A 25,688-nucleotide genomic window follows, 5' to 3' on the forward strand; every position below is an offset into this window, starting at 1 on the left:
CCATGAGCCGGCACACCCTCCTCGCCCCGCTGATCGCCGCCCCCGGCACCCGCCAGGCCGACCGCCACCCGCCGCAGCTCGACCCGGCCCACGCCCCGCTGGACGGCCGCGACGAAACCGCGCTCTTGCTGGCGGCCCGCGCGCTGGCCGGCCAGCTGCGCTACTACGGCCACACGCCCGACACGCCCGACGGCAACTGGAGCGAATTCTTTCCCGCGCCCCAACCCGGCGAGCGCCCCGACGACTACCGCGCCCGCCTCGCCGCGCTGGCCGACACCACCGACGGCAGCCTCGCCCCCCACCTCGCCCTGCTGCTGGCGGTGCTGCGCGTAGCCCGCCACCCGCGGGCGCTGCTGGACGATTTCACCCGCCGGCACCTCGAATTCCAGCTTCAAACCGCCCTCGGCTTTGAAGCCCGGCCGCCCCGGCCCGACCACGCCCACGTGCTGGTCCAGCTCAAGAAAGGCGCCGCGCCCGTCGAAATCCGCCCCGAACACAGCCTTTCCGCCGGCAAGGACGCCAGCAACACCGAACGCATCTACCGCCCGGTGCGCCCGGTGGTTGCCGGCCAGGCCAGCATCGCCCGCCTGTGCGCCACCCTGCACCACGCCGGCCGCCTCGGCTTTGCCCCGGTGGCCGATTCCGCCAACGGCCTGGGCGAAAAACTGCCCGCCGACGCCCCCGACTGGTCGCCCTTCGGCCTCACCCCCGCCGGCCAGCCCATGCTGCCCGACGCCCCGGTCGGTTTCGCCTTTGCCGCCGCCGTGCTGCGCCTGGCCGAAGGCGAGCGCAAAATCACGCTCAGCCTCGGCCTCGCCGGGCTCAACCCCGAAATCCACACCGGCGCGGCCCTCGCCGCCGCCTTCAGCGCCCGCCTCAGCGGCCCCAAGGGCTGGCTCGGCCCCTTCACGCTCGACGCCTCCAGCGTAAGCGGCGGCGCCTGGAACTTCAGCGTCACCGTTCCCGCCGGCACCGCGGCGGTTGTCGACGCGCAGCCCGCCGCCCTGGGCCAGCCCTTCCCGGCCGGGCTGCCGGTCATCCAGCTGCTGCTCAACGACAGCGCCCGCTTCGACCTCGCCGCCGGGCTGCGCCTGCGCCAGGCCAGCATCAAGGTCACCGTATCGGGCATCCACGGGCTGCAGCTCGAAAGCGAACTCGGCAAGCTCGACCCGACCAAGGCCTTTCTGCCCTTCGGCCCGCAGGCGGCGCCCGGCACCTGCTTCTACATCGGCTGCCCCGAAGCGCTGGGCAAGCCGCTGTCCGATCTGTCGCTGCAACTCGTCTGGCAAAACGCCCCCGCCACCCAGGCCGATCTCACCGCCCGCTACGCCCGCTACAGCGGCCAAAGCAGCCTCGCCTTCGGCGTAAAGGCCGACGCCGGCTGGGCCGACCTGCGCAGCACGCGCAGCCGCGTGGTCACGCTGATACCCGGCAGCGATGGCAAGATCGACCTCGGCCCCAACCTCGACCCGGCTCACGCCCACACCGCCCGCAAACCCTCCGCCAAACGCCAGATGCTGCGCGCCGACAGCACCGCCGCCCGCCGCAAGATCGGCTACGCCCGGCACCAGCAGCCGATGCAGCCCGACGACGAATCGCGGCCCCTCGACCCCCGCGCCGGCTACATCACCCTCAGCCTCAAGACCGACCTGCTCCACGTGGCCTGGCGCAGCGAAGCCGTGGCGGCGCTCATCGCCAAACAGCCGGCGCTCGCCGAACCGTGGACGCCCAAGCTGCAATCCATCAGCCTCAATTACACCGCCCAATCCGGCACCGCCCACCTGGACGACGAGCGCCCCGCCGCCTTCAGCGACGCCGCCGTCGAGTTCTTCCATGTGGATGCCTTCGGCGTGGCCCGCGAACACCTGTGGCTGAACCGCGCCCGCCCCTGGGCCGACCAGGGCACCCCCAGCCTGCTGCCGCCCCACCCGGCCGCCGGCGAACTGCTGATCGGTATCGCCGGCAGCGCCGCCGGTGCGCCCCTGAGCCTGCTGTTCCAGGTGGCCGACGGCAGCGCCGACCCGCAGGCCGCGAGCCAGACCCTCGCCTGGTCGGTGCTGGCCGACAACGCCTGGCGGCCCCTCGCCAGCGGCACCGAACTCACCCTCGACACCACCCGCTCGCTGCGCACCAGCGGCATCGTGGCCATCAACCTGCCCGCCGAAACCACCACCGACAACACCCGCATGCCGTCCGGGCTGGTGTGGCTGCGCGCCGCCATTCCGGCCCAGCCGGGGGCCGCCTGCCGGCTCGTCGGCGTGCATCCCAACGCCGTCGAGGTGGCTTTTGAACACCGGGGCAACGCCGCCAGCCACCTGGCCAGCGCCCTGCCGGCCGGCAGCATCACGCGTTTTCTGGTGCCGCCCGCCGGCCTCAAGGGCCTTGCCCAGCCCTACGCCTCCTTCGGCGGGGCGCTGCGCGAAGACGCCGCCGCCCTTGCCCGACGCGCCACCGAGCGCCTGCGCCACCGGGGCCGCGCCATCAGCCCGCGGGATTTCGAACGCCTGGTGCTGCAGGCCTTTCCCGGCGTCGACCGGGTCAAGTGCATTCCCCACGCCCGCCCCGATTCGTGGTTCGCCCCCGGCCACACCACCCTCGTCGTGGTGCCCGACCTGCGCCAGCGCAACGCCGTCGACCCGCTGCAGCCGCGGGTCGACCTCGACACCCTCGAACGCATCCGCAGCCACATCCTGGCCCGCGCGACCATGGGCCTGTCCGAGGCCACCCTCACGGTAAAAAACCCCGGCTACCGCCCGGTGCTGCTCGATTTCAAGGTGGCCATGCGCCCCGGCTACGCCTTCAGCTACTACCGCCGCGACATCAACGCCGCGCTGGTGCGCGCCCTGTCGCCGTGGGCCTTCGACAGCGCCTTTCCGCTGGATTTCGGCGGCCGGGTGATCCGCTCGGCGCTGGTCGATTTCGTCGAAAGCCTCGAATGGGTGGATTACGTCACCGACTTCCGCCTTACCCTCGCCGCCCACCCGGCCGGTGACAGCCCGGAACTCGCCCCCGATGCCCCCGACGCCATCCTCGTCTCGGCACCCGAACACCTGATCGAGGAGATCCGGTGATGGCCACCGCCTCCAGCCCGCTCCAGCCGGCCACCCTGCCACGCACGCCCGAGCCCGTCGGCCAGAACGCCGCCGCGCTCTATACCGAAGGCCTCGAACACCTGCGCCGCCTCGCCGGCCAGACCTGGACCGACCACAACATCCACGATCCGGGCATCACCACCCTCGAACTCGTCACCTGGGCCCAGGCCGAACTCGGCTACCGGGCCGCGCTGCCGCTCACCGACCTGCTCGCCGCCCCGGCCGACGCCGGCCCGGCCATCGGCGGGCAATTCCACCGCGCCCGCGACGTGCTGCCCAGCGCGCCGCTCACCGCCCTCGACTGGCGCAAGCTCTTGATCGACCTCGAAGGCGTCAAGAACGCCTGGATCACGCCGGTCACCCCGCCGCCGCTCTACGCCGACCGGCTGGCGCGCAAGCTCGGCCGCAGCCCGCCGGCCCACGCCCATTACCAGGAAGTCCGCCTTGGCGGCCTGTACCGCGTCGCCATTGATTTCATGGACGACGACAACACCCTGGCCGAGCAGGACATCGTGCTCTCCCGCGTGCGCGCCGCCCTCGAAGCCCACCGCAACCTCGCCGAAGATTTCATCGCCATCGACCCGGTGCCCACCCAGCGCTTCGCCCTGTGCGCCGAACTCGACCTGGACGCCAGCGCCAGCGTCACCGAAGTGGCCGCCCAGCTACTTTTCGACGCCGCCCGGACCATTGCGCCGCCGGTGCCCAGCTACAGCCTCGCCCAGATGCGCGCCCGCCCCGGCCCCAACGGCCAGCCGCGCAGCATCGCCGACATTTTCGAGGGCCCCGCGCTGACCAACGGCTTCATCGACGAAGCCGACCTCGTGCGCTCCGAACTGCCCGACACCCTGCGCCTGTCTGATCTGATCGGCGTGCTGATGGACGTGCCCGGCGTGCATGCGATCACCGACATCACCCTCAACCCGCTTGATGCGTCCGGCAACCCGCAAACCCTCGCCAACCGCTGGCGCGTGCCGGTGCAGCCCGGCCACCTGCCGCGCCTCGCCATCGACTTCGACGGCGAAACCCCCGCCGGCCGGCTGGTGTTCAGAAAACGCGGCCTGCCCGTGGCCGGCTGGAACCTCGCCGACATGCCCCCCGGCGTGCGCGCCCGCCTCGACGCCCTGCGCGAAGACGCCCGCCGCGCCGTCGAAACCCCGCAACGCGAAGACCTGCCCCTGCCCGACGGCCGCTGGCGTGATCTCGCGGCCTACCGTTCGCTGCAACTGGACTTTCCCGCCCTCTACGGCCTCGGCGAAGCCGGCCTCGGCGGCCAGCCCGATGCCCAGCGCCAGGCCCAGCTGCTGCAGTTCAAGGCCTGGCTGCTGCTCTTCGACCAGCAGATCGCCAACGATCTCGCCCAGCTCGCCCGCGGCCGCAACCTGCTATCCGTTCACCCCGGCGATCTGCAGCGGGTTGCCGAGCGCTTTGCCGACCCGCTGCACGGCGCCCGCACCCTTAGCGCGCGCATCGTCGACAGCGTGCCCGACCACGCCCGGCTCTACCCGGAAGGCGTCACGCCCCAGTCGCTCAGCGTGCTCCAGCAAAGCGCCGACGAAGCCATCGCCCAGCAAAACCGCTTTCTCGACCACCTGCTGGCGCGCCTTGGCGAAGATTTCTCCGAATACGCCGCCGTAATGGCCTCGGCCTTCGACCACAGCGACGCCAAAGTCATCGCCGACAAATGCGCCTTTCTGGCTGAAGCCGCCAGCCTCACCGCCAGGCGCGCCCAGGCCTACCCCCAGCGCCCGGACGATCCGGCCGATCTCTGGAACACCGACAAGGTCAGCGGCCTCGAACGGCGCCTGGCGCGCCTGCTCGGGATTGCCGATTTCACCCGCCGCAACCTCGGCGCGGTTTCGTACGACACCTACGCCGAAGTGGACAGCCGCCCCGGCGACAACCCCCACGACGAATACCGCTTCCGCGTGCTGCGCGCCGGCGACAACAAGATCCTGCTTTCATCCACGGTGCACTACCCCAGCCGCGAAACCGCCCGCGCCGCGATGATCCAGGCCATCGAACGCGGCCAGCAGCTCGACCACTACCAGATCATCGACGGCCGCGACGGCAAGGCCTATTTCCGCGTCACCGCCGCCGACGGCCACGTGCTCGCCCGCCGCAACGAAGGCTTTGCCAGCGCGGATGCCGCCCGCACCGAAATGTCCGCCCTCACGGTTTACCTGCGCGAGCACTACAGCGGCGAAGGGCTCTACGTTTTCGAGAACATCCTGCTCCGCCCGGCCCTGCAACAAAACGAAGACGGCAGCTACGCCATCACCGACGACCCGCTCATGCCCATCTGCCTCGATGGCGACTGCACCGATTGCGCCGACGCCGACCCCTATTCGTGGCGCCTGCAAATTGTGCTGCCGGCCTACGCCGGACGCTTCCAGAACCTGGATTTCCGCCACTTCGTCGAGCACACCATCCGCAGCGAAGTGCCCGCCCACCTGCTGCCCAAGATCTGCTGGGTGAACGCCGACGACATGGCCCGCTTCGAGCGCGCCTATCGGGACTGGCTCAGCCTCCACGCCGGCCACACCCGCGCCAACCGGCCCGAAAAGCTGCAGGCCATGATCGACGCCCTCACCGGCATCAAAAACGTCTATCCCCAGCGCCACCTTTACAACTGCCTGCCCGAGCCCGACCAGGCCCCGCCGCCGCCCTTCGTGCTGGGCCGCACTTCGCTGGGCAGCACCCCCGATCATCACGACACCCCCCAGGAGACCGACCATGGCTGATCCCAAACAGGTCATCTACAGTCTTGGTTCCGCCCTCGCCACCCAGTACGCGGTATTCGAGCGAGACCAGGTTCTCACCCACACCCAGCTCAACGAAGTGGGCACCTGGCTCGACCAGCAGGATCGCCTGTCGCGCACCAGCCTGTTCGGCACGGGCATTGCCACCGGCCTCAAGGCGTCAATGGCCTTCGACGCCCGCTCGGTTACGGTGTCGGCCGGCCTCGGCATCACCACCGACGGCGACCTGATCCGCCTGCCCCAAGCCGTGCAGCGCAGCCATGTGCGCCCCTACGACGCCACCGCCCCGCTTTACGCGCCCCTGCTAACCGCCGGCGCGCCCATCGACATCCTCGAACTCGTGCCGCCCGACGACCCCCTCGGCACGCCCATCGCCGCCCAGCCCGGCGCCCTCGATGGCCGCGTCGTGCTGCTGCTGATGGAATCCACCCTCAGCGACCCGGATCTCTGCACCGGCGACGACTGCGACAACCTCGGCCGCGAAAGCCAGCACCGCCTGCGCATTTTGCTGATCCCGCGCCAGCTGGCCGACGCCCTCGGCAGCCTCAACAGCCACGCCGACGCCGCCACCAAGCTCGACGAACTGATGGCCTACCGGCCGCAGATCGACACCGCCGTCACCTCCCCCGACGAACTCGCCAAGCACTTCATCCAGGCCACCCGGCGCACTCTCAAGGGCCTCGACGCCGCCCTTCCCGCCTTCTCCGAAAACTTCCAGGATCTGCTCATCGACGTCTTTGGCGCCGACCACACCGGCGCCTGGGCCCGGCGCCTCGCCGACATCGTCGCCGCCGCCGAGCCCGCGGCGGCCCAGCCCTGCCATGATTTCCTGAAAGATGTCGTCACCACCTGGAACGAACTGCGCCAGGCCCTGCTTGCCGACAACAGCGTGCCGCTGCCCGCCCCCGGCGCCTTTCCCAAACACCTGCTGGCCGGCGCCCTCGCCGACCCGGAAGCCGCCCGCACGCCCTTCCACCCGGCCGCCGGCGACGCCCACGCCCGCGAAGCCGCCGCCGAAGCCCGCTTCCTGATGCGCCGCATGTCACTGCTCATCAGCCAGTACGCCGCGCCCCTCGAGCCCCAGGTCCGCGTCACCCCCAGCCACGGCGAAGACCGCCCCCTGGGCGAGCGGGCCATCCCCTGGTATTACCTGCCGGCCGTCCACGCCGGCTGGAACCGCCGGCTCTCCGAGCGCCGTCTCGCCCACCACAACCTCGGCTACCGCGCCATCGACTACGGCGGCAGCCCGCGCGCCCTCGACCCCCTCGCCGGCAGCATCGCCGGCCACAGTTTCTTTCGCGTCGAAGGCCACCTCGGCCGCCCTGTTGCCGAAGTCAAAGCCGAACTGCAAAAGCTGATCACCGCGCGCAACCTGCCCTTCGAAGTGCACACCGTGCTCGCCCACACCGAGAAAAAACGCCTGATCCCGCGCCTCGGCACCCGCTACACCGACCTCCACCGCTTTCACTACCTGCTGCGGCAGGACGTGGACCTGCGCCTCGACGAGAGCAAGCTCTACGCCGACAAGTTCGTCGCCAACCTCAAGGTAGCCGTGGACAGCAAGGACATCCCGGCCAGCACCGACACCGGCATCAACGTGCTCGGCTCGGCCGACACCGCCCGCAAGGCGGTTCTCAACCTCAACGACAAGGCCAAGCTCTCGCTGCAAAAGCAAACCTACAGCGCCTACCGCAGCAGCACCGAAGAAACCCGCTGGAACACCGACATCGCCGAAACCCTCGGCTCGGTGGGCAACACCCGCGCCGACCTGGGCAAGCTCGCCCGCAGCGACTTCGCCTCGCCCCTCGATTCGCTGATCCAGACCACCCACCCGCTGTGGCTGGACTGGCTGGACGATCTCATCGTCGCCAAGGACGACAAGGCCGACGACAAGCTGCTGCTGTCCCGCTTTGCCGCCGACCACCCCGGGCTCGACCACCTGGGCGGCGCCTGGCGCGGCGGCACCTTCATCCTGGTGTACGACGACACCGCCCGCGTCGTGGGCGACTTCACCGTGGCCTACCCCTGCGCCGAAATCGACGAGCCCGAACCCGTCGAGCCGCCCCTCAAACGGCCGCCCCAGCGCCGCCCGCCCCCCATCCTCGAACCGATCAAGGTGGTGCGGCCGGTCGATCTGGTGGTCGGCTCGCTGGTCACCGAAAGCGTCACCAGCCGCTTCGAGGTGGCCAGACAGCAGCTCGACGCCACCGTCAAGGCCGGCCAGGCCGAAGTCACCAAGCAGCTCGCCAACCAGACGGCCAGCGTCGAAGGCCTGGTGAAAGGCGTGTTCAGCACCCGCGCCGCCACCGGCTCCGACGTGGTGCTGCCCGGCAAAACCGTCGCCACCGGCGACACCGTGCTCGACCAGATGGTCCGGGACGTGGACTACAAGCGCCAGCAGGTGCAAACCCTCGTCGAACTCACCTCGCGGGGCGATCTCACAGAAACCTCGCGCACCCAGGCCCAGGCCATGCTCACCAAGGCCCAGGCCGAACTCGGCAGCGCCGTTGCCGACACCACCGAGCACGTGGTCAAGCAGGGCGTGGATACCACCACCGGCACCACGGCCGGCGTCGCCTCCATCCTTGCCACCGGCACGATGTACGTCACCGACACCACCGCCGCCAGCACCCTAGGCACCCGCCTCGACACCCTTAAAACGGGCAGCACCGGCACCCAGACCGTGCTCATCACCAACCTGCAAAGCTTCGGCAGGCTCAAGCGCTGAAGCGGGGTAACACGCATGAACGCCCCGCTGCCCCACCGCATCCGGCGCCTGCACTGGCAGGCCCGGGCCCCCACGCCCGACGCCGCCTTCGCGCTGCGCAGCCTGCTGCGTGAAGGCAGCGACGCGGTGCTGGCCGCGCTGGAACGCAGCCTCTCGGCCCAGGTACCCGACACGCGGCTGATCCACCTGCCGCGCCTCGAACTGCACCTGCGGCTCAACCCGGCAGATAGCGCCGACGACCTGCCCGAGCGCGTGTTTGCCGCCGCCACCGCAGCCATCGCCGCAGCGCTGGCCGACCTGGACACGGCCACCACGCCGCCGGCCGAGCCCGCCACGGGAGTGGCCACCGGGTTTGTCACCGAATACTCCTCCGCGCCCGCCCGAAACATCCCCGGCCAACCGCCGCCCTCAAACGCCGTCGCCCCCTTGCCCGTGGCCGCCGCGCTGGCCCTCGACGCCCTCTGCCGCAGCGCTCCGGCCGAACTGCACGCCGCCATCGCCAACGCGCTGAAGCAGGCCGGTATCGACACCGGCGCCCACCCCGCGCCCATCGCCGCCCCCATCGAATTGCGCCTGCGCGACCAAAGCTGGCTGCTGCCACCGGCCACCCTGCATTCGCTTTTCATCAACCTCACCGCCACGCTCGCCGCCGAACCCGCGCCCCGCCACGCGTCGGCGCGCCCTGCGCCCACAGCCAGGCCCGCCGCTGATCCGGGCAGCCCGGCCCGTGCCGGCAAGGCAGAAGTGGCAAACCCGGCACCAAACCCCGCCCCCGACGCCCTCCCGCTCCACGCCCAGGCCAGCCTGGCCCTTTACCTGCACAGCGGCAGCCTCGACTGGACCCTCGCCGGGCTGGCGCCCGAACGTGTGCTGGCCATCCTGCGCGACGCAGCCCTCGTGTGGGCCCGCCTCGGCGCCCTGCCGGCCTGCCTGTTTGCGCTGCCGTCCGCCGCCCGCCCCGGCGCCCTGGCCCGCTGGCTCGCCCTGCTGCCGCCCGACGCATACCGCCCGCTTGCCGCCCTCGCCCCGGCGCCGGCCAACGCCCGCCGCCCGCTAAGCACCGCGCTGCGCCGCCTGCTCGCGGCCCACACCCCAAACGCCGATTACGCCCTGGCCCTGTGGCTCACCTGGACGATGGAACCCGAGCACAGCCCGGCAGCCCACGCCGCGTGGTGCGACGCCATGCTCGGCGGGCTCGAAAACCTGTTCGCCGGCAGCACCACACCAGCCCCGTGGCAGCCCGTCCTCGCCCTGCTGCGCGCGCCTGCCGAAGCCCACGCAGACGATGCCGAAGCGCCAGACTCCAAACTTGGCCCAAACCGCCCGCAGCCCGCCCGCGCCCACCCGCCGGCCACGCAGCCCGCGCCGGCATCGGCCCATCTCACCCCGCCAGCCGGGGCACCGGCCAGCGCCACCGCGCCCCCGCCCCGGCCGGCCTTCGACGCGCATCCGCCCCGCCCCGACCCCGCCGGCTTCGTCGTGCCGGCTGCCGGGCTGGTGCTGCTCCACCCCTATCTGCCGCGCCTGCTCGACGCCACCGGCCTTTACCCGGCCGGCAGCCGTGGCCCGCTTGCCAACGCGGCGCTTCCCGCCGCCGCCGCGCTGCTCCACGGGCTCGCCAGCGGGCAGGGCAGGCCACACGAATTCGAACTCGGCTTCATCAAGGTGCTCCTCGGCCACGCGCCCGACACCCCGCTGCCCCACGCCCCGCCACCCCTCACCGACAGCCAGCGCACCGAAGCCGACGCCTTGCTCGACGCCGTGATCATTCACTGGCAGGCCCTGCGCGGCACCAGCGTGGCGGGCCTGCGCACCAGCTTCCTGCAGCGCCGCGGGCACCTGGAAAAACGCGACGACACCTGGCTGCTGCGCGTCGAGCCCGAATCCTTCGACATCCTCCTCGGCCTGCTGCCCTGGGGCATCGGCCTGGTGCGCCTGCCGTGGATGAGCCGGCCGCTGTGCACCGAATGGACCACGCCATGAGCGGCAAAGACATCCCCTGGCCCGTCAGCGACGAGCTTGAACTCGCCGACAGCCTGCTCCAGGCCGCCGCGCCCGCCCTCGAAGCCGAGCTGGAATGGCTGGCGAGCTGCCTGCAGGCCCGCCTCGCCAGCTACTTCGGCCAGCCACCGGCGGCGCCCCCGCTGCCCGGCGACATCGCCCCGCCGCCGCTCACACAGCCCGGCTGCCCCTACAGCGCCGCCATCGCGCGCTACGGGCTCGACGCCGCCGAACGGCTGGTCGTGGCCCTCGCCCTCGCCCCGCTGCTGCGCCCGCAACTGCTCGACGTGCTGTGCACCCGCAACGAAACCACCCAGCGCCCCTTCACCGAATTCGGCGGCACCAGCAACGGCGCGAGCTTTGTGCCCAGCGCAGAAACCGCCTGCTTCCTGCTCGCCGGTGACGCACTCGGCGCGCGCCTTGCGGCGATCCGCCGCCTGGCCCCCGAAGGCCGCCTGGCCCGCGCCGACGTGCTGCACGTGGCCACGCCCGCCAGCGACGATGCCCCGCTCAGCGGCGCGCTCACCCTGTCGCCGCGCTTTCTCGCCGAAGCCCTGCCCGGCCTGCCGCACGCCACCCGCCCGGAATCCGGCATTCCGGCCCGGCGGGTGATCAGCGGGCTCGGCTGGGGCGATCTGGTGCTGCCCGCACAAACCCTCGCCCAGCTCGACGACATTGGCCTGTGGCTCACCCACGGCGCCACGCTGATGCACGAATGGGGCCTCGGGCGGCGCATCGCGCCGGGCTTCGTGTCGCTCTTTCACGGCCCCTCCGGCACCGGCAAGACGCTGTCCGCCTGCCTGCTCGGCCAGCGCTGCGGGCGCGAGGTGCTGCGGGTCGACCTGTCGCAGGTCACCTCCAAGTACATCGGCGAAACCGAGAAGAACCTCGCCCGCCTTTTTGAAGCCGCCGAGGACACCGGCTGGATTTTGTTCTTCGACGAAGCCGACGCGCTGTTCGGCAAGCGCACCAGCGTGTCCGACGCCCACGACCGCTACGCCAACCAGGAGGTGAGCTACCTGCTCCAGCGCATCGAGGCCTTTGCCGGCGTGGTGATCCTGGCCACCAACCTGCGCCACAACATCGACGACGCCTTTCTGCGGCGCTTCCAGTCGGTGGTGGCTTTTCCCATGCCGCGCGCGGCCGAACGCCTGCGCCTGTGGCGCGAAGCCTTTCCCGCCGCGGCCCGCCTCGAAGCCGGCCTCGACCTGGAACGCCTGGCCCGCCAGCATGAACTCTCCGGCGGCACGATCATGGACGTGGTGCGCTACGCCTGCCTGCAGGCTATCGGCCACGGCGCGGGCTGCGTAAGCGCCGCCGCCGTCGACGAAGGCATTCGCCGCGAACTGCTGAAGGAGGGCCGCGCCAGCTGAGGCCGGCATCGCCATGAACGCCCCGCTCAGTCGTCAGGCCCTGCGCGCGCCGGAACACCAGGCCGTCGCCGCCCCGGTGCGCGTGCGCACGCCGGTCTTGCCGATGCGCGCAGCCGCAGCGGCCCCGGGCGGGCTCAGGGTTTCCAGCCCCCACGACGCCGCCGAGCACGAGGCCAGCCGTGTTGCCCGCCAGGTGGTGAGCCTGCCGCCGGCACCTGTGTCGGCCAGCAGCGCCCGGCTCGCCGGCCTGGTGCCGTCCCGCGCGGCCAGCGCAATGCGATCCGTGCCGGGCAGCGCCGCCCCGGCCCGCGCCAGCCCCGCCATCGCCGGCCTGCCCACCGGCGGCCAGCCGCTGCCCAAATCCCTGCGTGATTTCATGGAGCCGCGCTTTGGCGCCGACTTCTCGGCGGTGCGCATCCACACCGGCCCGCAGGCCGCCCAGGCCAGCCGCCAGCTCAACGCCGCGGCCTTCACCGTGGGCCACCAGATCTTCTTCGGCGCCGGCGCCTACCAGCCCGAAAGCAGCGCCGGCCGCGAGCTGATCGCCCACGAGCTCACCCACACCGTGCAGCAGGGCGCCGCGCCCCAGGCGCCGCCGCAAGCCCGGCGCAGCCTGCTGCCGGCCATCAGCGAACACAGCGCGCCCGCCGTGCAGCGCCTGGGCATTGGCGACGCCATCGACTATTTCGCCGAGCACGCCAACTTCCTGCCCGGCTTCCGGATGTTCACGCTGGTGCTGGGCGTCAATCCGATCAACATGCGCCCCGTCGACCGCTCGGCCGGCAACCTCTTGCGGGCGGTGGTCGAGCTGATGCCCGGCGGCGCGCTGATCACCCAGGCGCTGGACAACCACGGCATCATCGACCGGGTGGCCGGCTGGGTTCAGCAACAGCTGGCCAGCCTCGGCATGGTGGGCGGCAGCATCCGCCAGGCCATCAACCGCTTCCTCGATTCGCTGGGCTGGCGCGACATCTTCCGGCTCGGCGACGTGTGGGATCGCGCCCGGCGCATCGTCACCGAACCCATCGCGCGTATCCGCAGTTTTGTCGGCAATCTGGTGTCCGGCATCCTGCAGTTCATCCGCGACGCGGTGTTGCGCCCGCTGGCGCAGCTGGCCTCGCGCACCCGCGGCTGGGATCTGCTGTGCGCGGTGCTTGGCCGCAACCCGATTACCGGCGAGCCGGTGGCGCGCAGCGCGGCCAACCTGATCGGCGGCTTCATGCGCCTGATCGGGCAGGAAGAGGTGTGGCAGAACATCCAGCGCGGCAACGCCGTCGGCCGGGCCTGGGCCTGGTTCCAGGGCACGCTGGCCGGGCTGATGGGCTTTGTCACCGCGCTGCCGGGGCAATTCATGGCGGTGCTGCGCAGCCTGGGCATTGGCGATCTGGTGCGCCTGCCGCAAACCTTTGCGCGCGTTGCCGGCGTGTTCGGCAGCTTTGCGCTGAGCTTCTTCAGTTGGGCCGGGCAGCAGGTGATGCGCCTCCTCGAAATCATCTTCGAAGTGGTCGCGCCCAGCGTGATGCCCTATCTGCGCCGCGCCGCCGGGGCCCTGCGCACCATCATCGGCGACCCGATCCGCTTCATCGGCAACCTGGTGCGCGCCGCCGTGCAGGGCCTGCGCCAGTTTGCGGGGCGCATCCTCACCCACCTGCGCGCCTCGCTGATCGGCTGGCTCACCGGCGCGATGAGCGGCGCCAACATCTACATTCCGCAAGCCTTCAGCCTGACCGAAATCCTCAAGTTCGTGCTCAGCGTGCTGGGGCTGACGTGGCAGAACATCCGCGGCAAGCTGGCGCGGGTGATCGGCGAGCCCGCCGTGGGGGCACTCGAAACCGGCTTCGACATCGTGGTGACCCTGGTGCGCGACGGCCCGGCCGCCGCCTGGCAGCAGATCCAGGAGGGCATCGGCAACCTGCGCGACATGGTGATGGAGCAGGTGATGACTTTCGTGCGCGACAACATCGTCACCGCCGCCATCACCCGCCTGGTATCCAGCCTCAACCCGGCCGGCGCCTTCATCCAGGCCATCATCGCCATCTACAACACGGTGATGTTCTTCATCGAACGCATGCGCCAGATCGCCCAGGTGGCCGGCGCGGTGATCGACTCGATCGCCGCCATTGCCAGCGGGGCCCTCGGCGCCGCCGCCAACCGGGTGGAGCAGACCATGGCCGGGCTGCTCACGCTGGTGATCAGCTTCCTGGCCCGGCTGGTCGGCCTCGGGCGGGTCAGCGACGCGGTGACCAACATCATCAACCGCATCCGCGCGCCCATCGACCGGGCCCTCGACCGGGTGGTGAGCTGGATCGTCAGCATGGCCCGGCGCGTCGGGCGCCTGCTTGCCGGCGGCGGCGGCAGCGCCACGCCCGGCGCCGCCCCGGCCGGCAACGAAAACGTGCTGGTGCCCTTCGGCATCGGCCGCGAACAGCACTCGATCCGCACCGAAGTGCAGGGCGGCCGGCTGGCACTGCGCATGTCGAGCGAGCTGGTGATGGAGTTTTCGGATCGCCTCCAGCGCATCCGCACCGAATGGGCGCCGCTGCGGCGCAACCACCCGGCAGGCAACTTGGGCGCCGAACTGGACACCCTGGCGCAGGACGGCACCCGTTTTGTCGTGGACGCCAACCGCCGCCGCACCGAGCGCGGCCGCAGCCAGGCCATGAACGAGGCCATCAACCGGCTCGCCGCCCGCCTGCGCGACATCTGCCGACGCTACGAGATCCTGCGCGTCGAGGGCGTCTCCAACTACCGCGAGCCCCCGCCCCACGCGCCGGCCTACGACGCGCTGACGACCTACGGCCGGGCCCAGGGCATGCGGGCCACCCTCAGCTTCAACACCCGGCCCCACATGCGCAGCACCGACCCCGACCTGACCGTGCCCGGCACGGCCATCGCGGGCTACCACGGGGGGCACCTGCTGGCCGCGTCGCTGGGCGGCGCGAACGCCGACCCCCGCAACTTTGCCCCGATGTCCCGCGGCACCAACCTGCAGCGCGGCGGCATCGTGGCCTTCGAAACGGCGCTCCGGGCCGCGCTGCGGCGGGACGACTTTCCGCCCTGGATCGTCACCTACGCCATCCGCTGCCAGTACCCCGGCTCACCCGGCGGGCTGGAAGCCGAACTCGCCACGCTGCTGGGCCCGGCCCCGGTGGCCGGCGCAGGGCGGCGCCTGTTCGAGCTGGCCCAGGCGAATGCGCCCCTCGATGCCGCCAGCCTGGCCCGCGCGCTGCCCGGCGTGGCCCCGGACGTGATCGCCGCCCGGCAGGGGCGAATCCGCGACGCGCTGCTGCAGCATTTCACCCCGCGCGGCTTCGGGGTCAGCCTGGAAGTGGTGCAGGCACCGGAGGGCAGCGCGCTACCCGCTTCGCAACCCTTCGACAATCACATGTAATGTAAAGCCTGGCTACGCCGGCAGAGCGCCACATGCGCTTTTCGCACAAGGGGTTACCATTCGGTCCACAAGCAAAGTGGCTCGCGCTTTTACGTCAGGGTGATAAAGATTTTCGCCCTTTCAGCCGTGAACAGCACATACCCTTCGTAAGTTCGCCCGGACAATCGTCATCGCCGTCCGGGCACCATCCGATCCGCTGCACCACCACACCGGACCATGTCACTGCCGAAAAACACATCTGCCCTTATCTCCCGCAACCTGCTGATTGCCCTCGCCTATCTGGTGCTTGGAGGACTGGGGCTGTCTTTCGCCATTGCCGAGGGCTATTCGAGCCCGATCTTTCCAGCGGCGGGCCTCGCCCTGGCGGTAAGCCTGTGCTTCGGCCCGGGCTCCCTGCCCGGCATCTGGCTGGGATCGGCGGCGCTCAATTTCTCACTGGCCGGGCTGAACGGCAACCTGTCGCCCACGACAGTCGTCGTGTCCCTGGGTATTGCCAGCGGCGCGGCGGCCCAGGCCTGGGTGGGCCAGGCCCTGATCCGGCGCTTCCGGGGCGATTCATGGTCCAGCCTCGAACACGAGCGGGATGTGATCTACTTCCTGCTGCTGGGCGGGCCCCTGGCCTGCCTGGTGTCCGCGAGCGTCGGCGTCCTCACCCTGCACCTGATGGGTGTCATCGGCCAACCGGTCAGCGCCTTCGCATGGTGGAACTGGTTCGTCGGCGACACCCTGGGCGTGCTCACTTTCGCCCCGCTGTGCCTGTGTTTCCTGATCCGGCAGAGCCCCCTGTGGCAAAGCCGCAAGGGCCGCCTGGCGCTGCCGATGGCGCTGACCCTGGTGTTCGTCGGAGCCGCCTTCTTCGCCACCGCAAGCTGGGAGCAACAAGACCAGCAGCGTCGCCTCGAAACCGATGCCGAGCTCATCCACAAGCGCATCTCCGACCGCCTGCTGGCCCATCGGGAAGCACTTCTGTCGCTGCGCCGCTTCATCGAGGTCAGCCCTGAACTCAACGCCAGCCGCTTCGAAGACTTCACCCTGTCCACGCTGCATGACAACCCGGACATCTCCGCCCTCGGTTTCAACCTCCAGGTGGCCGATACCGAACGGGCCGCCTTCGAGGCGGACATGGCCGGCCGGCTGGGGATGCCGGGATTCCGGATTTCCGAAAGGGACGACGAGGGCCGGCTGAAACCCGCCGCGCGCCGCAACAGCTATCTCGTCGTCACCTACATCGCCCCCCGCCAAGCCAACCTGCCGGCCATCGGCTTCGACATCCGCTCCGAATCGGTGCGGCGCGAGGCCGTCGACCGCGGCCTGGAACTGGAAGGCGGCTTCGCCGTCACCTCCCCGATCTGGCTGGTCCAGGAAAAAAAGGTCGCGGTGCTGGCCCTCGCGCCGGCGCACTGGCCGGGCGACCACCACACCACCCAGGGCTTCGCGGTGGCCATCATCAAGGTGGGGCAGCTGCTCGAGCTGGCCACCCGCAAGGAGCTTCCGCCGGGCCTCGACGTTGAACTCACCGACCCCTACGCCATCGGCGAAACCCGGCACCTCGACGACACCGAAAGCCAGGCCAGCCGCGCACCTGCACGCTCCAGATGGGAGGGCTCGCTGGTCTTTGGCGACCGGGAATGGATGCTGACCGTGCGGGCCGACGACACCTACATGGAGTCCAACCGGCCGTGGGTCAGCTGGGCCGTAGGCGTCATCGGCCTGCTCTTTGCCACCCTCTTGCAAACCCTGATTCTCGGCATGACCGGCCGCACCGCCCTCATCGAACGCCAGGTCGAACGCCAGACCACCAGCCTGGCCGCCAAGAACCGCGAGCTGGCGCTGGCCAATATCTCCATCGACAACTCGGCCGACGGCGCCTACTGGATGCGCTCCGACGCCCGCATCGTGCGCGTCAACCAGGCCGCCTGCGACATGCTCGGCTACACCCGTGAAGAGCTGACCGCGCTGTCGGTCCCCGACATCGACCCGCTGTTCTCCATGAGCACCTGGAATTCGCACCAGGCCAGGGTCGGCACTCTCGGCGGCGAGAAACTCGAAACCATCCACCGCAGGAAAGACGGCCGCGAACTCGCCGTGGCCATCACCGCCAGCCACGTCAGCGCCGACGGCCAGGACTACGTCTATGCCAGCGTGCGCGACATCACCGATCGCAAGCTCGCCGAAGCCGAACTCAAGCGTCACCGGCACAACCTCGAAGAACTCGTCGCCGCCCGAACCGCCGACCTGTCGATAGCCAAGGAAGCCGCCGAAACGGCCAACCGGGCCAAGACCAGCTTTCTGGCCAACATGAGCCACGAGTTGCGCACGCCGATGAACGCCATCATCGGCATCACCCACATCCTCGGCCGCAACAACACCGATCCGGCCCAGCAGGAGCGCCTGGGCAAGGTTGCCAGCGCCGCCAGCCACCTGCTGCAACTGCTCAACGACGTGCTCGAACTGACGCGCATCGACGCCGACAGGCTGCCCGTCGAGCAGACAGACTTCCTGCTGCCGGCGCTGGTCGGCCGGGTCAGCGAACTGGTCAGGCCCAACGTCGAGGCCAAGGGTCTGCGCCTCCTCCTCGAGCTGGACTCGCGCCTCCGCGGCCAAACCCTGCTCGGCGACCCCCTGCGCATCGAGCAGGTGCTGCAGCATCTCGTCAACAACGCGATCAAGTTCACCACGCGCGGCAGCATTTCGATACGCACCCGCCTGGAAGAAGAAGACGGCGGCAGCGCGCTGCTGGCCATCGAGGTTCAGGACAGTGGCGTCGGCATTGAAGCCGAAGCCCTGGCACGCATCTTCAAGCCCTTCGAGCAGGGCGACAGCTCCACCACCCGACAGTTCGGCGGCACCGGCCTCGGCCTCGCCATCTGCCAGCGCCTTATGCGCCTCATGGACGGCGACATCAGCGTCAGCAGCACCCCCGGCCTCGGCAGCACCTTCCGCATCACCGTGCGGGTCGGCAAGCTGACCAGCGACCCCGGGCAGGCGCCCTCCGAGGTTTCCGGCGAAGAAGCCGAACGACGGCTGCGCAGCCAATGCCGCGATAAACGCATCCTGCTGGTCGAGGACGACTGGGTGAACCAGGAAGTCACCCTCGAACTGCTGCGCGACGAAGCCGGCCTGCAGGTGGACCTCGCGGTCGATGGCGCACAGGCCGTGCAGATGGCCGGCGAAACCCTCTACGACCTGATCCTGATGGACATCCAGATGCCCGTGATGGACGGCCTCACCGCCACCCGCACGATTCGCACCCAGCCCGGCGCCCATGGCCACGTGCCCATCATTGCCATGACCGCCAACACCTTCGACGAAGACCGCCGGGCCTGTGCCGAGGCCGGCATGGACGATTTCATCGCCAAGCCCGCCACACCCGACACGCTCTTCATCACCATCCTGCGCTGGCTTCAGCACGACTCCCGACAGAAAACGTCATGAAACCCGTCCGCCACCCACCCGCGCAGCGCGATCCGGCCACCCCGGGGTGGTCGTGGCTGCACCGGCTGGCGGCCTGCATGGCGCTGCTGTGGCTGACGGTCGCGGTGGCGCCCGGCGCGGCGGTGGCGGACACCCGCAGCGAAACGGTCTACCAGGTCGGCATCACCGCCTTTCGCGACAAGGCGGTCACCACGCGCGAATGGCAACCGACGATGGACTTCCTGTCCTCGAAGATTCCCGGCTCGCGCTTCGTGGCAAGGCCGATGAACCTTGGCGAATTCCAGCTCGCGCTGGGCCGCAAGGAACTCGACTTCGTGCTGACCAACCCCGAGCACTACATCATCATGGAGAGCCTCTACGGCGTCTCCCGGCTCGCCACCCTGGTCAAAAGCGCCGACGGCAAGCTGGTCAACCAGTTTGGCGGGGTCATCTTCACGCGCAGCGACCGGCCGGACATCAACCGCCTCGAAGACCTGAGGGGCAAGCACGTGGCCGCCGTCGACCACACCTCCTTCGCCGCCTTCCTGCTTCAATACGATCTTCTCAAGCAACACAACGTCAACCTCGACACCGAAGCCAAGGTCCGCTTCCTCGGCTTCCCGCAGGATCTGTGCGTCAACGCCGTCCTCGACGGCAAGGCCGACGCGGGCTTCGTGCGCACCGGCGTGCTCGAAGCCATGAGCGCCGAAGGCAAGATCGACATCTCCCGGCTGCGCATCATCAACCCGACCCGCAGCCACGACTTTCCCTTCCTGATCAGCACGGGGCTGTTTCCCGAGTGGCCGCTGGCCGCCGCGCCCCATGTGCAGATCGACATCGCCAACCAGGTTGCCGCGGCGCTGCTGCTGATGCCCCCCGACAGCCCGGCCGCCCGCGCGGCCCGCTACTACCGCTGGTCCACGCCGCTGGAATACCAGAGCGTCCAGAACATCATGCGCCGGCACCGCATCTACCCCTACGACAAGCCGGAAGCCATCTCCCTGACACTCATCTTCCAGCAGTATCTTGCCCAGATCCTCTCCGGCCTGTTGCTCGCCTTCGCCGCGCTCAGCACGCTCTACATCCGCACCCGGCGCCTCAACATCGACCTGAAAGCCTCGCGCCGGCAACTGCACGAAATGGCCCACCACGACGCCCTCACCGGGCTGCCCAACCGCAACCTCCTGGACGACCGCCTCACGCTGGCCCTCGCCCAGGCCCGGCGCAGCGGAAACCGGGTTGCCCTGTGCCTCATCGACCTCGACGGCTTCAAGCCGATCAACGACCACCTCGGCCACAAGGCCGGCGACGAAGTCCTGCAGGAAGTCGCCCGGCGGCTGGAGGACTCGCTGCGCGAAGGCGACACCGTGGCCCGCTGGGGCGGCGACGAGTTCGTGCTGCTGCTCAACGGCTTCACCGAAACCGGCCAGCTCGAAGACATCATGAACCGCGTGCTGCAGGCCGTCGCCGACAGCTTCCGGGCCGGCAACGGCATGAAACTGAGCGCCAGCATCGGCGTCAGCATCTACCCCGCCGACGCCGGCGACTCCTTCAAGCTCTTCAAACACGCCGACGACGCCATGTACCGCGCCAAGAAACGCGGCGGCAACTGCTTCATCATCCACTCCGGCGACATTCAGGGGCAGCCGGCGGCCAGTGCATAGGGGCGCTCAAGCGCCAGCCATCACCCCGTCCCACAGCAGCTTGACCCCCGACAGGCCCAGCGCCGCCGTGGCGATCAGGTAGAACGGGCGCTCGGGAATCCATTTGAGCATCCGCATGCCCAGCCACACGCCCACCGGCACCAGGGGCAGCAGCAGCGCCGACATCACCAGCGTGTCGCGGGTAAACAGGTTGAGCCCCACGTAAAAGGGCAGCTTGGCCAGGTTGAGGGCCGCAAAGAAGAACACCGAGGTGGCCGCAAAGGTTTCCCGCGGAAGGCCGCGGGTGAGCAGGTAGATCATCACCGGCGGGCCACCGGCATGGGCCAGGGTGCTGGTAAAACCCGCGCCGGCGCCGCACAGCCACGCAAAGTGGCGCAGCGGGCCGCTGCTCGCCAGCGGTTTGCCCCGTCGAAGCAGGCGATCGAGGGCAAAAGCCACCGCGATAAAGCCCACCACCGCCTTGACCATGCGATCCGGCATCACGCCAAAAGCCAGGGTGCCGGCCGCAATGCCCGCCAGCGCAGCCGGCAGCAAGAGGCGCAGGTCGGCCCAGTCGGCCTTGCCCCGCCAGGCCCGGATGCCGAACATGTCCATCGCAATGAGAATGGGCAACATCACCGCCACGGCATCCCGCGGCGACAGCCACATCGACATGAAAGGCACGGCCAGCCCGCCCAGCGCACCGCCCAGGCCCGACTTTGAAATACCGGTGACGAGAATTGCAAACGCCGTGACGAGCCAGCCGGCGGTGTTCATTTCCATGGAATCTCCCGAGGGCCGCGCAGCGTGGAGCGCGTCCGTGAATAACAGGGCGAGGCATGGTAGATGATTCGCCACCAATTTCAGGCACCTTCTTCAGGGCTCTCGCAGCGCTGCCTGTTGAATCGACATGGCTGATGACCGGATTGTGGCCCTCTCATGAAAAACGAGGCGTTGCGCAATGCAGCAGCCCGCTTGCCCCCATCCCCGACCGCGCCTAGCATCCCGAGCTTGAGCGCCGGCCCGTGCCGGCGCTGCGCTGGAGAAACCGCATGCCCCCCGCATCACACGCCCCCCGGGTCGGCCTTTTTGCCACCTGCCTGATGAACCTGTTTCGCCCCAATGTGGGCTTTGCTGCCGTCAAACTGCTCGAAGACGCCGGCTGCACGGTGGAGGTGCCGCAGGCGCAAACCTGCTGTGGCCAGCCGGGCTACAACGCAGGCGATTTCGACGCCGCACGGGCGCTGGCCAGGCAGGTGATCGCCACCTTCGAAGGCTTCGACTACGTGGTCGGGCCGTCCGGGTCGTGCATGGCCACGCTGCGCAACGACTACCCCAGACTGCTGGCCGACGACGCCGACTGGAGTCCCCGGGCCGAGGCGCTGGCAGCCAGGAGTTTCGAGCTGATCTCCTTTCTCACCGACGTGCGCGGCGTGCAGGCGGTGGTGGCCGATTACGCCGGCACCGCCACCTATCACGATGCCTGCTCGGGCCTGCGCGGGCTGGGCATCAAGGCGCAGCCGCGCCTGCTGCTCGGCTCGGTGACCGGGCTTAAGCTCGCAGAGATGGCCGACACCGAGGTGTGCTGCGGCTTTGGTGGCAGCTTTTGCGTGTCTTACCCCGAAATCTCCGGGCGCATGGCCGACGACAAACGCGCCCACGTGGCCGAAACCGGCGCGGATACGCTGCTGGGCGGCGACCTGGGCTGCCTGCTGCACCTGGCCGGGCGCATGCAGCGCTGCGGATCGCCGGTGAAGGTTTTCCACACCGCCGAAGTGCTGGCCGGCATGGCCGATGGCGCGGGCATCGGCGGGGCCAAGGAGCCGCAAAAATGAAAGTCAGCAGCCCGCAGTTCAAGGAAAAAGTTGTCGTGGCGCTGGCCGACCCGAACCTGCGCGACGCCCTCGGCCAGTCGCGCAAGGGCTTCGTGAATGGCCGCGCGGCGCTGGTGGCCGGCGTGCCGGAATTCGAGGCGATGCGCGACGAGGCCCGCGACGTGAAGAACCACGTGCTGGCCAACCTGGACCATTACCTCGAACGCTTCGAGGCCAGCGTCACCGCGGCGGGCGGCCACGTGCACTGGGCGGCGGACTCCGAGGACGCCCGGCGCATCATCCTCGGCATCTGCCAGCGGGTGGAGGCCAGGGTGATCACCAAGGGCAAGTCGATGGTGTCCGAGGAAATCGGCCTCAACGACGCCCTCGAAGCAGAGGGCTACCAGGTGGTCGAAACCGATCTGGGCGAATACATCATCCAGCTCGCCGGCGAGCCGCCGTCCCACATCATCGCGCCGGCCATCCACAAGACCAAGGCCCAGGTGGCCGAGCTGTTCGAGGCGGCCCACGGCGGCCCGCGCAAGACCAGCGTGGCCGAACTGGTCACAGAAGCGCGCCAGGTGCTGCGCGAAAAGTACTTTCAGGCCGACGTCGGGATCACCGGCGGCAACTACCTGGTGGCCGAAACCGGCTCGTCGATCATCGTCACCAACGAAGGCAACGGCGATCTCACGCAAACGCTGGCGCGGGTGCACATCGTCACCAGCGGCATCGAGCGCATCGTCCCCACGCTCGACGACGTGGCGCTGTTCTTGCGCATCCTGGCCCGCAGCGCCACCGGCCAGGAAACCGAAACCTACACCACGATCTCCACCGGCCCGCGCCGGCCGGGCGACGTGGACGGCCCCGAGGAATACCACGTGGTGCTGGTGGATAACGGCCGCAGCAAGATGCTCGGCGGCGCCTTCCAGGACATGCTGCGCTGCATCCGCTGCGGCGCCTGCATGAACCACTGCCCGGTGTATGGCGCGGTGGGCGGCCACGCCTACGGCTGGGTCTATCCCGGCCCGATGGGCGCGGTGCTCACGCCGCTGTTTGTCGGCCTCGACAGCACCCGCGACCTGCCCAACGCGTGCACGCTCAACGGCCGCTGCGAGTCGGTGTGCCCGGTGCGCATTCCGCTGCCTGAACTGCTGCGCGAAATCCGCCACCTGCAGCACGAACAGGGCCTGCGCCCCGCCGGCGAAGGCCGGGCCATCGGTGCCTGGCGCTTCGTGGCCGAACGCCCGCGGCTGTACCAGTTTGCCAACCGCCTCGCCGCCCGGCTGCTGAACAGGATGGGCGGCAGCGCAGGCCGTATCGCCAATCTGCCCGGCGGCGCCGCCTGGAGCCACCTGCGCGACCTGCCGGCCCCGGAAGGCCAGACTTTTCTCGAACAGTGGCAGGCCCGCAAAAAATAAGGAAAACGCCCATGTCCGAATCCCGCCAGGCCATTCTTGGCCAGATCCGCGCAGCCTTCGGGCGCGGCCCGCTGAGTGCCGACGCCGCCGCCGCGCTCGATGCCCGCGCCGCGCAGCACACCCGCCTCGGCTTCGATGGCGATCTGATCGAACGCTTCATCGAAAAATTTGAAAGCCGCGCCGGCACGGTGGTGCAGGTTGACGGCCTGCACGCCATCCCCGACGCCGTGGCCGCCTACCGCCGCCAGCACGGCCTGCCGGCCCGCGCCGCGGTGGCCCGGCCCCTCGCCGGGCTGAACTGGCCGGCGGATTTCGCCCATCATCCGGGGCCCGCCGGCAAGGATGAAACGCTGTCGGTCACAGGCTGCCTCGCCGGTATCGCCGAAATCGGCAGCGTGATCCTGGCATCCGGCCCGGACAGCCCGACCACCCTCAACTTCGTGCCCGACCACCACCTCGTGGTGCTCCACGCCGGGCACATCGTGCGCCACTTCGAGGATGCCTGGGCCCGGCTGCGCGCCCGCCCGGAAGGCCTGCCGCGCACGGTCAATATCATCGCCGGCCCGTCCCGCACCGGCGACGTGGAGCTCACGATGCAACTCGGCGCCCACGGCCCGCGCAGCGTGCAGGTGATTCTGGTCCGGCCCTGACGGCAAGGCACCGGCCTAAACTTCCGCGCGATCTGGCCGAAATAGAAACACTCGCTCTCGCCATCTCTTCCGATGCCTTCCAAATCACCGCAGGATTTCGTCGTCACGCCCGATCAGCTCTGCATCGGGCTGTTCGTGCACATCGACCTGCCGTGGTTCAGCCATCCGTTCAGCTTCAACAGTTTCAAGATCCGCTCGGCTGATCAGCTCAAGACCCTGCGCGAGCTGGGCGTCACGCACTTCCGCTACGAGCCCGAACGCTCCGACGTGCAGCCGCGGGGCATGGGCCAGGCCGCGGGGCCGGCGCCCGTTGCGGCGCCGCCCGAATCCCCCGTCGAAGACCCGGCCACCTGTGCGGCACTGGCCTGCAAACGCGAACGCATCGCCCGCCTGGCCCAGCGAAAACGCCAGGTTGTGGAAGTGGAAAAGGCTTTCGTGAAAGCCGCCGGCGTGATGCGCAACATCAACAAGAACCTGTTCTCCCGCCCCAGGGAATGCCTCGAGGAGGTGGATGAGCTGGTGAACCAGATGGTCACGGCCTTTCTCGATCAGCCGGAAGCGGCCCTGCACGTGATGGGCGAACACACCGGCGGCGAGGACACCTATTTCCACGGTCTCAACGTGTCCATCCTGTCGATGATGCTGGCCAAGGAACTCGGCTTCACGCGTCCCCAGAGCCAGATCCTGGGCGTCGGGGCGCTGCTGCACGACATGGGCCTCGCCGACATTCCCGAGCGCATCGCCCGCCCGCGCCACGAACTGAGCACCCCCGAGCGCAACCTGCGCGAGCTGCACTGCGAATACGGGGTGCGCCTGGGCAAGCAGATCGGGTTGCCCGAAGCGGTGCTGCGCATCGTCGCCCAGCACCACGAACTGGTCGACGGCAGCGGCTACCCCAAACGCCTCAAGGGCGACCAGATCGACCCGCTGGCGCGCATCGTCGCCCTCGTCAATTACTACGACAACCTGTGCAACCCGAGCGATCTGGCCAAGGCCATGACGCCCCACGAAGCCCTGTCGCTGATGTTCGCCCAGCGCCGCGCCAAGTTTGATGCCCGCGCGCTGCAGGTGATGATCCGCAGCCTCGGCGTGTATCCGCCGGGTTCGGTGGTGCGCCTGTCCAACGACGCGCTGGCGCTGGTGTCGTCGGTCAACCCGGTGCGGCCGCTGCGCCCGTGGGTTACCGTGTTCGACCCGAGCATCCCCCGCGACGAGGCGATCATGCTCGACCTGGAGCAGGAGCCCGACATCAACATCGCCAAGGCCTTGCGCCCCATCCATCTGCCACCCGAAGTGTATGAATACCTGAGCCCGCGCAAGCGCGTCACCTACTACTTCGACTCCGATTCGCGGCCGGGACACACGCCATGACCCGCCCCGTGGCAGCACGCACCAGGACGCC

General features: G+C 69.7%; 13 protein-coding genes. 12 read left to right on the forward strand and 1 reads right to left on the reverse strand.

Features of this window, described 5'->3' with window-relative positions; translation table 11 throughout:
* Nucleotides 1–2: 2 nt before the first annotated feature.
* The 8 genes from Q1W26_RS07255 to Q1W26_RS07290 all read left to right on the forward strand — a co-directional run bounded on the left by Q1W26_RS07255 (nucleotide 3) and on the right by Q1W26_RS07290 (nucleotide 20,422).
* Nucleotides 3–3,071, forward strand: coding sequence for a baseplate J/gp47 family protein (locus Q1W26_RS07255; protein ID WP_300437830.1), 3,069 nt, complete (start codon nucleotides 3–5; stop codon nucleotides 3,069–3,071).
* Nucleotides 3,071–5,833: a hypothetical protein gene (locus Q1W26_RS07260; protein WP_300437832.1), complete on the forward strand. Its 2,763-nt coding sequence runs from the start codon at nucleotides 3,071–3,073 to the stop codon at nucleotides 5,831–5,833. The genes Q1W26_RS07255 and Q1W26_RS07260 overlap by 1 nt, the downstream gene beginning before the upstream one ends.
* Nucleotides 5,826–8,579 (forward strand): hypothetical protein, encoded by a 2,754-nt coding sequence (locus Q1W26_RS07265; RefSeq protein WP_300437834.1) that lies wholly within the window; start codon nucleotides 5,826–5,828, stop codon nucleotides 8,577–8,579. Before Q1W26_RS07260 ends, Q1W26_RS07265 begins: the two co-directional genes overlap by 8 nt.
* A 15-nt stretch (nucleotides 8,580–8,594) precedes the next feature.
* Entirely contained in the window at nucleotides 8,595–10,562 is a 1,968-nt protein-coding gene (locus Q1W26_RS07270; protein WP_300437836.1) for a contractile injection system tape measure protein, read from the forward strand.
* Complete coding sequence (locus Q1W26_RS07275; RefSeq protein ID WP_300437838.1) at nucleotides 10,559–11,953, forward strand: ATP-binding protein; 1,395 nt, start codon at nucleotides 10,559–10,561, stop codon at nucleotides 11,951–11,953. Before Q1W26_RS07270 ends, Q1W26_RS07275 begins: the two co-directional genes overlap by 4 nt.
* Nucleotides 11,954–11,966: 13 nt before the next feature.
* Nucleotides 11,967–15,344 carry a DUF4157 domain-containing protein gene (locus Q1W26_RS07280; RefSeq protein WP_300437840.1) on the forward strand — a complete coding sequence of 1,126 codons (3,378 nt, stop codon included), beginning with the start codon at nucleotides 11,967–11,969 and terminating at the stop codon, nucleotides 15,342–15,344.
* 216 nt (nucleotides 15,345–15,560) lie between these two features.
* Nucleotides 15,561–18,779, forward strand: a complete 3,219-nt coding sequence (locus tag Q1W26_RS07285; protein ID WP_300437842.1) for an ATP-binding protein — start codon at nucleotides 15,561–15,563, stop codon at nucleotides 18,777–18,779.
* Nucleotides 18,776–20,422 (forward strand): diguanylate cyclase, encoded by a 1,647-nt coding sequence (locus Q1W26_RS07290; RefSeq protein ID WP_300437845.1) that lies wholly within the window; start codon nucleotides 18,776–18,778, stop codon nucleotides 20,420–20,422. Before Q1W26_RS07285 ends, Q1W26_RS07290 begins: the two co-directional genes overlap by 4 nt.
* A gap of 6 nt (nucleotides 20,423–20,428) precedes the next feature.
* On the opposite strand, the gene Q1W26_RS07295 is transcribed toward Q1W26_RS07290, so the two are convergent.
* Nucleotides 20,429–21,184: a sulfite exporter TauE/SafE family protein gene (locus tag Q1W26_RS07295; protein WP_300437847.1), complete on the reverse strand. Its 756-nt coding sequence runs from the start codon at nucleotides 21,182–21,184 to the stop codon at nucleotides 20,429–20,431.
* A gap of 269 nt (nucleotides 21,185–21,453) precedes the next feature.
* Between Q1W26_RS07295 and Q1W26_RS07300 the strand changes: the two genes are divergently transcribed.
* The 4 genes from Q1W26_RS07300 to Q1W26_RS07315 all read left to right on the forward strand — a co-directional run bounded on the left by Q1W26_RS07300 (nucleotide 21,454) and on the right by Q1W26_RS07315 (nucleotide 25,657).
* Nucleotides 21,454–22,236, forward strand: a complete 783-nt coding sequence (locus Q1W26_RS07300) for a (Fe-S)-binding protein (protein WP_300437850.1) — start codon at nucleotides 21,454–21,456, stop codon at nucleotides 22,234–22,236.
* On the forward strand, nucleotides 22,233–23,636 hold the full coding sequence (locus Q1W26_RS07305) for a LutB/LldF family L-lactate oxidation iron-sulfur protein (RefSeq protein WP_300437853.1): 1,404 nt from the start codon (nucleotides 22,233–22,235) through the stop codon (nucleotides 23,634–23,636). Before Q1W26_RS07300 ends, Q1W26_RS07305 begins: the two co-directional genes overlap by 4 nt.
* Nucleotides 23,637–23,647: 11 nt before the next feature.
* Nucleotides 23,648–24,286: a lactate utilization protein gene (locus Q1W26_RS07310; protein WP_300437855.1), complete on the forward strand. Its 639-nt coding sequence runs from the start codon at nucleotides 23,648–23,650 to the stop codon at nucleotides 24,284–24,286.
* A 72-nt stretch (nucleotides 24,287–24,358) separates the two neighbouring features.
* The gene (locus Q1W26_RS07315) at nucleotides 24,359–25,657 is read left to right on the forward strand and encodes an HD-GYP domain-containing protein (RefSeq protein ID WP_300437858.1); all 1,299 of its coding nucleotides are present in this window, start codon (nucleotides 24,359–24,361) and stop codon (nucleotides 25,655–25,657) included.
* Nucleotides 25,658–25,688 lie beyond the last annotated feature (31 nt).

Origin of the sequence: Zoogloea sp., from assembly GCF_030157465.1 — a bacterium.
GTDB lineage: Bacteria > Pseudomonadota > Gammaproteobacteria > Burkholderiales > Rhodocyclaceae > Zoogloea.